Source organism: Protofrankia sp. CiP1_Cm_nod4, from assembly GCF_982290645.1.
The window spans coordinates 1-6896 of sequence record NZ_CEVIVC010000152.1 but is presented as its reverse complement, the minus strand read 5'-3'; the positions used below and the strand labels follow the sequence as shown (position 1 = coordinate 6896).

Here is a 6896-nt window from a genome sequence, read left to right as displayed (position 1 = left end):
GTGTCGGACGCCGACCACCATGGCTGGGCCGTCGCCGGGCGTGTCTGTGCTGCCCGCGGGCGGGCTGTGGCCGCCGTGTCACCTCGAGCCGCTGTGTCACCTCGAGCCGCCGCGGTGACGGCGTCCGGCAGGCTGGTGGGTACTCCGCTGGCGGTCAGCCAGCCGGGGCCGTAGACGCTGGCCGCGGCCCGCGCCAGATCGATGGCGAACTCCTGGGCGGAGGAGTGCCGGGCGGGCGGGTGCTTCTCCAGCGCGCGCCCGATCACGGCGGCGACCGGCTCCGGGGCCTCCGTCAGGTGCGCGGGCGGCACGTTGAGGTGATGGTGGAGCATCGCCGGGACGCTCAGGTGCCGGTCGAACGGGGGCCGGCCGGCCAGCAGTTCGTAGAGGACGAGCCCGAGGGCGTACAGGTCCGTCGCCGGGCTGAGCCGGTCACCGCTGATCTGCTCCGGCGCCATGTAACGCGGCGTGCCCACCAGTCCGGTGGTGGTGGTCGCCGTGGTCTCGAGGATCTTGGCGATGCCGAAGTCGGTCACCTTGGGCAGGCCGGTGCTGGTGAACAGCAGGTTGTCCGGCTTGATGTCCCGGTGCAGGACGCCCCGCGCGTGCGCGGCGGCCAGCGCGGTGGCGGCCGACAGCCCGATCGCGCAGGCCGCCGGCTGCCTCGGCCCGCCAGGCCCGCCAGGCCCGCCGGACCCGGAAAGGCCGTTGCCACGCCGCTGCCGGCCGTCCGGGCCGGTGGCGAACCGCTGGCGCAGGCTGCCGCCGGTCAGTTTCTCCATCACCAGCAGGCACAGGCCACCGCGTTCCACATAGTCGTAGACCCGGACGACATGGGGATGGTCGAACCCGGCGAGCAGCCGCGCCTCCACCAGGAACCGTTCGCGGACCTCCTCGGCCCCGCCGTCCTCCTCGGGCAGCACCTTGACGGCGACATCACGCTGGATCAGTCTGTGCCGGCCGGCGAAGACCACACCGAAGCCCCCGCGGCCGAGCTCGTCACCGACGTCGTAGTCCGGTAACGCGGCCGCTACCCGTGCGCGGTCGACTGCCATGTCGTGGTCCTACTCGATTCCTCGGGGTCGCCGGCGCGCGGGAAAGGGAAGCGAACGAAGTACACAGGCCAACGAAGTGCCTGAAGTGTACGAAGTGCGTGGAGCGCACATGGTGGCACCACCGCCGGCCGCCAGCTGCCCGGGTGGCCGGCGACACGCGGTAAGGATCATGATCCGACGGTTCCCGGCCGGTCTACCCGGTCTGGGCAACGGTCGTGATGATGCCGGTGGTGCTGACGCGCCGGACGCGGTCGTTCTTGTCGTCGGCGATGTAGAGGTTGCCGGCGCCGTCGACGGTGACGCCGGTCGGGCTGGACAGCTGCGCCCGGACAGCCGCCGCGCCGTCCCCGGCGGAGCCGGCGGTCCCGTTGCCGGCGACAGTGGTGATCACGCCGTTGGTGGCAACCCGCCGGATGCGCTCGTTGCTGTAGTCGGCGATGTAGAGGACGCCGTCCGGGCTGAGGGTGGCGCTGGGGACGCGCAGCTGGGCCGCGGTGGCCGGGCCGCCGTCCCCGCCGTAGCCGGAGGTGCCGTTCCCGGCGGCGGTCGTGATGACACCGTCGGGGCTGACCTTGCGGATCCGCGCGTTGCCGAGCTCGGATATGTAGAGAGTGCCGTCAGCGGCCACGGCCAGGTTGTTGGGGTTCTTGATCTGGGCCTGGGCGGCCGGGCCGCCGTCGCCGGAGAAGCCGGCCGTGCCGGTGCCGACGACCGTCGTGATGATCCCCTGCGGGTCGATCTTCCGGATGCGCTGGTTGTCGTAGTCGGAGATGTAGACCGAGCCGTCCGCGGCGATCGCCAGCCCGTAGGGCTCGTTGAGCTGGGCCGCCGTCGCCGGGCCGCCGTCGCCGGAGAAACCCGCGGTGCCGGTGCCGGCGATCGTCGTGATGATCCCCCGCGGGTCGACCTTCCGGATGCGGTGGTTGTGCGAGTCGCTGATGTAGACGTTGCCGTCCGCGTCGACGGCCGTTGTGGCCGGGCTGTCCAGCTCCGCCTGGGTGGCCGGGCCGCCGTCGCCGCCGAAGCCCGCGTTGCCGCTGCCGGTGCCGGCGACGGTGGCCACGGTTCCGTCCGGGGAGATCTTGCGTACCTGGTGGCTGGTCCAGTCGGTGATGTAGAGCGCGCCCGCCCGGTCGATCGTGACGTCGTACGCGTCCAGGCCGGGCAGGGTCAGCGCCGTGCCCGAGTAGGCGGTGCCCGGGACGAACAGCGCGGAGCGCTGGGGCGGGGCGTCTGCGCCCGAGGCCGCCACCAGGGTGATGCCGACGCTCAGCGCGGCGACCACGACGAACACGACTCCGGTGATCAGCCACATCCGGCGGCGGGACGGCCGTCGCTGGCCCTGCGGCCATCCCGGGCCGGGTCCCGGGGGTGGCTGCGGGCCCGCGGGCACCCGCCCGTCCCGGGGCCCGGACGGCCCGGACGGCCCGCCGCCGGGAGCGAACGGGCTGGGCTGCCACCAGTCCGTACCGGGCCGGCCCGGCGGGGGGTACGGGGCCGGGCCGGCCGGCGCCGCCGGCGGGAAGGCGTCGGGGGTGCCCGGCGGCGGCCCACCGGCCGGCGGGGCCGGTGCCGGGTATCCCGCCGGTGGCGCCCAGTAGGGGGCCTGGGGCCCGGCGGCGGCCCGGCCGCCGTACGGAGGCTGGTACGCCCGCGGCTGCGGCTGCTGCGGCTGTTGCCCGGACCATCCCGGCTGTGGCTGTGGCTGTGGCTGTGGCTGTGGGCTCGCGGGCCACGGCCGCGGCGGCTGGGGACCGGATCCCGGCGTCCCGGGCTGCCCGGACGGCGTTTCCACGCCCCGGACGGTCGGCTCCGACCCGGACGCCTGGCCCAGCGCCGCGTGCCGCACCTCGTCGTCCAGCAGCACCTTGATCCCGCAGCGGGCGAGCCAGTTCGGGCCGAACGCGCCCGCGGCGGCCCGGGCGAGCTCGAGGGCGAATGCGGTGGCGCTGGTGAAGCGGGCGGCGGGCTCCTTGGCCAGCGTGCGCATGATGACCGCGTTGAGGGCGGCGGGCATGTTCTCGAGCGGGAGCGGGGTGACGTTGAGATGGTGGTTGACGAGCGCGCCCACGGACAGGGAACGGCCGAAAAGAGGACGTTGGGCGAGTAACTCGTAGAGCACTCCGCCGAGCGCGTAGAGATCGGTGGAGGCGTGCAGCCGTCCCCCGGTGATCTGCTCGGGGGCCATGTAGCGCGGTGTCCCGAGAATCCCGCTGGCGGTCGTCTCGGTGCCCTCGAAAATCTTCGCGACGCCGAAGTCGGTGACCTTCAGCAGCCCGTCGGAGGCGAACATCATGTTGTCGGGCTTGATGTCCCGGTGCAGGACGTTGTGGGCGTGCGCGGCCTGCAGCGCCGCCGCGGCCGCCAGGCCCAGCGCGCAGGTGGCCTCCGGCGGGATCGGGCCGGTCGCCAGCCGCTGGCGCAGGGTGCCGCCGGGGAGCAGTTCCATGACGAGCAGGCAGGTGCCCTGATGCTCGATGTAGTCGTGGATGCGCACGATGTGCGGATGGTCGAGTTCGGCCAGGACGCGCGCCTCGGCGAGGAAGCGGGTCCGCAGGTCCGCGTCGTTGGCCGTGTCGAGCAGCACCTTGATCGCGACGTTGCGGCCGATCAGCCGATGGCGGCCGCCGAGGACCAGCCCGTAGCCACCGCGGCCGAGTTCACTCTCGACCTGGTATCCGGGGAGAGCGGCCTCCACCAGGGAGCGATCAATCAACAAAGGTCAGTTCCGTCCGCCACCGTATGGACAGCTGTTCCCGCATCCGCGCCGGAGCCGCAGAACAACCGGAGCCGCAAAACAGTCGTGAGTGTACGACCGTCACCGTCCGCCGATCCCGTCGCGGGTCACAACCGGCGCTGACAGATGGGTGACACGAATCATAGCCAGCGACAGCCGGTCACGTTCATGATCTATCCGTATCCGCGGTGTCACATCTACTGGTGGACGGCCTGCGCCGGCTCCCGGCGGTACCGCGCCGCCGCGGCGGCCCGCCGGGTGACGCGCGCGGTGACCTGCTGGGCATGCGGTGACGTGGACCCGGCACGGGGGCATGCAGCATCGTGGGCATGTCGCAGCCGCGCCCGCAGCCGTCCAGCCGGGAGGTTCCCGAAGATCATGTCGTCCATCGAGCCGTCCCACGGTGCCGTCCAGCACGATTCCCTGATAACCGGCACGCCGGAATGGGCGGCGCTTGAGAAGCACCACGCGGAGCTCGCCGGTGTCCACCTGCGCGGCCTGTTCGACGACGACCCGCGCCGGGGCGAGACGTTCACCGCGGCGGCCGACGGCCTCCACCTCGACTTCTCCAAGAACAGGATCACCGCCCGGACGGTGGAGCTGCTGGTCGCCCTGGCCGAGCGGGCCCGGCTGCGGGACCAGATCGAGGCCATGTTCACCGGCCAGCGGATCAACACGACCGAGGGCCGGGCGGTGCTGCACGTCGCGCTGCGCGCCCCCGCGGACGCCGTCATCGAGGTGGACGGCGTGAACGTGGTGCCCGCGGTGCACGCCGTGCTCCAGCGGATGTCCGCGTTCGCCGACAAGGTCCGTTCCGGGGTCTGGCGGGGCGCCACCGGAAAGCACATCCGGACGGTCGTGAACATCGGGATCGGCGGGTCGGACCTCGGCCCGGCCATGGCGTACGACGCGCTGCTGGACTACTCCGACCGCTCGATCCGGTTCCGTTTCGTCTCCAACGTCGACGGCACCGACATCTGGGAGGCGACGCACGACCTCGACCCGGCCGAGACGCTGTTCGTCGTCTCGTCCAAGACGTTCACCACCCTGGAGACGCTCGCGAACGCCCGCACCGCCCGCGCCTGGGTGACCGACGCGCTCGGGCCGGACGCCGTCCCGTCCCACTTCGTGGCGGTGTCGACGAACACGGCGGAGGTGACCGCGTTCGGTATCGACAGCGACAACATGTTCGAGTTCTGGGACTGGGTCGGTGGGCGCTACTCGGTGGACTCCGCGATCGGCCTCTCCCTGATGCTGGCGATCGGGCCGGAGCACTTCCGTGACCTGCTCGCCGGGTTCCACGCGATGGACGTCCACTTCCGGACGGCTCCGTTCGAGCGGAACCTGCCGGTGCTGCTGGGGCTGCTCGGCCTGTGGTACCGGGACTTCTTCGGCGCGCAGACCCACGCCGTCCTGCCCTACAGCCACTATCTGGGACGGTTCCCGGCGTACCTGCAGCAGCTCGACATGGAGAGCAACGGCAAGTCCGTGGACCGCTCCGGCCGGCCGGTGTCCACGCCCACCGGCCCGGTGGTGTGGGGCACGCCCGGGACCAACGGCCAGCACGCCTACTTCCAGCTCCTCCACCAGGGCACCGCGCTGGTCCCGGCCGACTTCATCGGCTTCGTCCACCCGGACCACGACGTGCCGGCGAGCCCGGACACCGGGACGGACCACCACGTCCTGCTGATGGCGAACTTCTTCGCCCAGACCGAGGCGCTCGCCTTCGGCCGCAGCGCCGAGCAGGTCGCCGCCGAAGGGGCCGACCCCGCCCTCGTCCCGCACCGGACGTTCCCGGGGAACCGGCCGACCAGCACGATTCTCGCGGACCGGCTGACGCCGTTCACCCTCGGTCAGCTCATCGCCCTCTACGAGCACAAGGTCTTCACCCAGGGGGCGCTCTGGGACATCAACAGTTTCGACCAGTGGGGCGTGGAGCTCGGCAAGCTGCTGGCACAGCGCATCATTCCGGAACTGTCAGCGGATACCACGGACAGTGACGACATTGCCGGGGCCGCCGGGGCCGCCGGGGCCGGGCGGCTGGACCACGACAGCTCCACCAACAACCTCATCCGCCGCTTCCGCGAGGCCCGGCGCGCATCGAGGTGACCCGGGTGGCGGCCCGCGCCGGCCCGGTGACCGTCAGGAGCCGGCCCGTGGGCCGCCCGGCGGCTCCCACCGGGCCCGCGCCCCGGGAGAGTCGGAATCTTTGGTCACGCTCGGTAGTATCGCTGTGTCGAGTGTGTGTATCTCGTGGCTCGGGGAAAGACCACGGCTGTTGACGATTCTCATCCGGTCTCGTCCGGAGGTGTGGCAACGGGTGACAGTGGTGGGAAGCCGGCGGTATCACCGGGGGGCAAAAGCATGCAGGTGCAGGCCGGTCGGCTGCGCATGTCGGTGACGCGGTCCGAGTGCGAAGTGATCATCGTACTCGACGGCGAGCTCGACACCCGCGGCCGGTTGCGATTCCGTCAGCAGATCCATGAGCTGCTCGGCCGTGGCGGCACCGACGTGGTGGTGGACGTCGGCGGCCTGACCGCCATCGACATCGCCGGGATGGCCGCGCTCCTACGGGCCGACCTGCTGTTGCGCGGGGTCCACTCGACCGTGCGGATCCGGGGGGCGTCCCCGGCGTTCATGGCGCTGCTGCGTTCCACCGGCCTGACCGGCCGGCTGCAGGTCGAGCCCGGGCCGCGACGGTCAGCCACCGGTGCGGCGGCCCGGGCCACCGCCACCAGCTCCGCGCACTGACCGGCCGCGCGAGCCGGCGCGCTGGCGGTGGCCACGCGCCGGCCACGGGCCGGCCACGAGTACCGGTCAGGGGCGCTGCGGGTGCCGGCCGGGTGTGCCCTCATCGGGCGCACCGGCCAGCGCGCGGACACCCGCCCTTCTCCGTGCCGCGAGGTTTCCCTCTCCACGCGGCTGTCGCACTCCCCTGCCGACGGCCGCCTTCGGCGGATCCGTTACAGCCCCAGCAGGTTACGTACCCCGGCATGTGACGCGGACGCGCATGACAGCTGGCACGCGTGACGCTGCCAGCGGCCTCGGGTACCCGTCGACGGCCCCGGACGGCGAGCTGGCCGGGGGCGGGGGCTGGTCAGGGG

4 protein-coding genes are annotated in these 6896 nt (G+C 72.4%); 2 read left to right on the top strand and 2 right to left on the bottom strand.

Annotated elements, in window-relative coordinates; all coding sequences use genetic code 11:
• Both AC5LSR_RS20600 and AC5LSR_RS20595 read right to left on the bottom strand, forming a co-directional pair.
• Window positions 1–1055, bottom strand: a 1055-nt coding sequence (locus AC5LSR_RS20600) for a serine/threonine-protein kinase (RefSeq protein ID WP_493468848.1), incomplete at its 3' end; no start/stop codon positions are given.
• 193 nt (window positions 1056–1248) lie between these two features.
• Window positions 1249–3774, bottom strand: coding sequence for a protein kinase domain-containing protein (locus AC5LSR_RS20595; RefSeq protein WP_493468847.1), 2526 nt, complete (start codon window positions 3772–3774; stop codon window positions 1249–1251).
• Between the two features lie 396 nt (window positions 3775–4170).
• On the opposite strand from AC5LSR_RS20595, the gene pgi reads away from it, so the two are divergent.
• On the top strand, window positions 4171–5901 hold the full coding sequence (gene pgi / locus AC5LSR_RS20590) for a glucose-6-phosphate isomerase (RefSeq protein ID WP_250293023.1): 1731 nt from the start codon (window positions 4171–4173) through the stop codon (window positions 5899–5901).
• 255 nt (window positions 5902–6156) lie between these two features.
• Window positions 6157–6543 (top strand): STAS domain-containing protein, encoded by a 387-nt coding sequence (locus tag AC5LSR_RS20585; protein WP_493468846.1) that lies wholly within the window; start codon window positions 6157–6159, stop codon window positions 6541–6543.
• The last annotated feature ends 353 nt before the right edge of the window (window positions 6544–6896 follow it).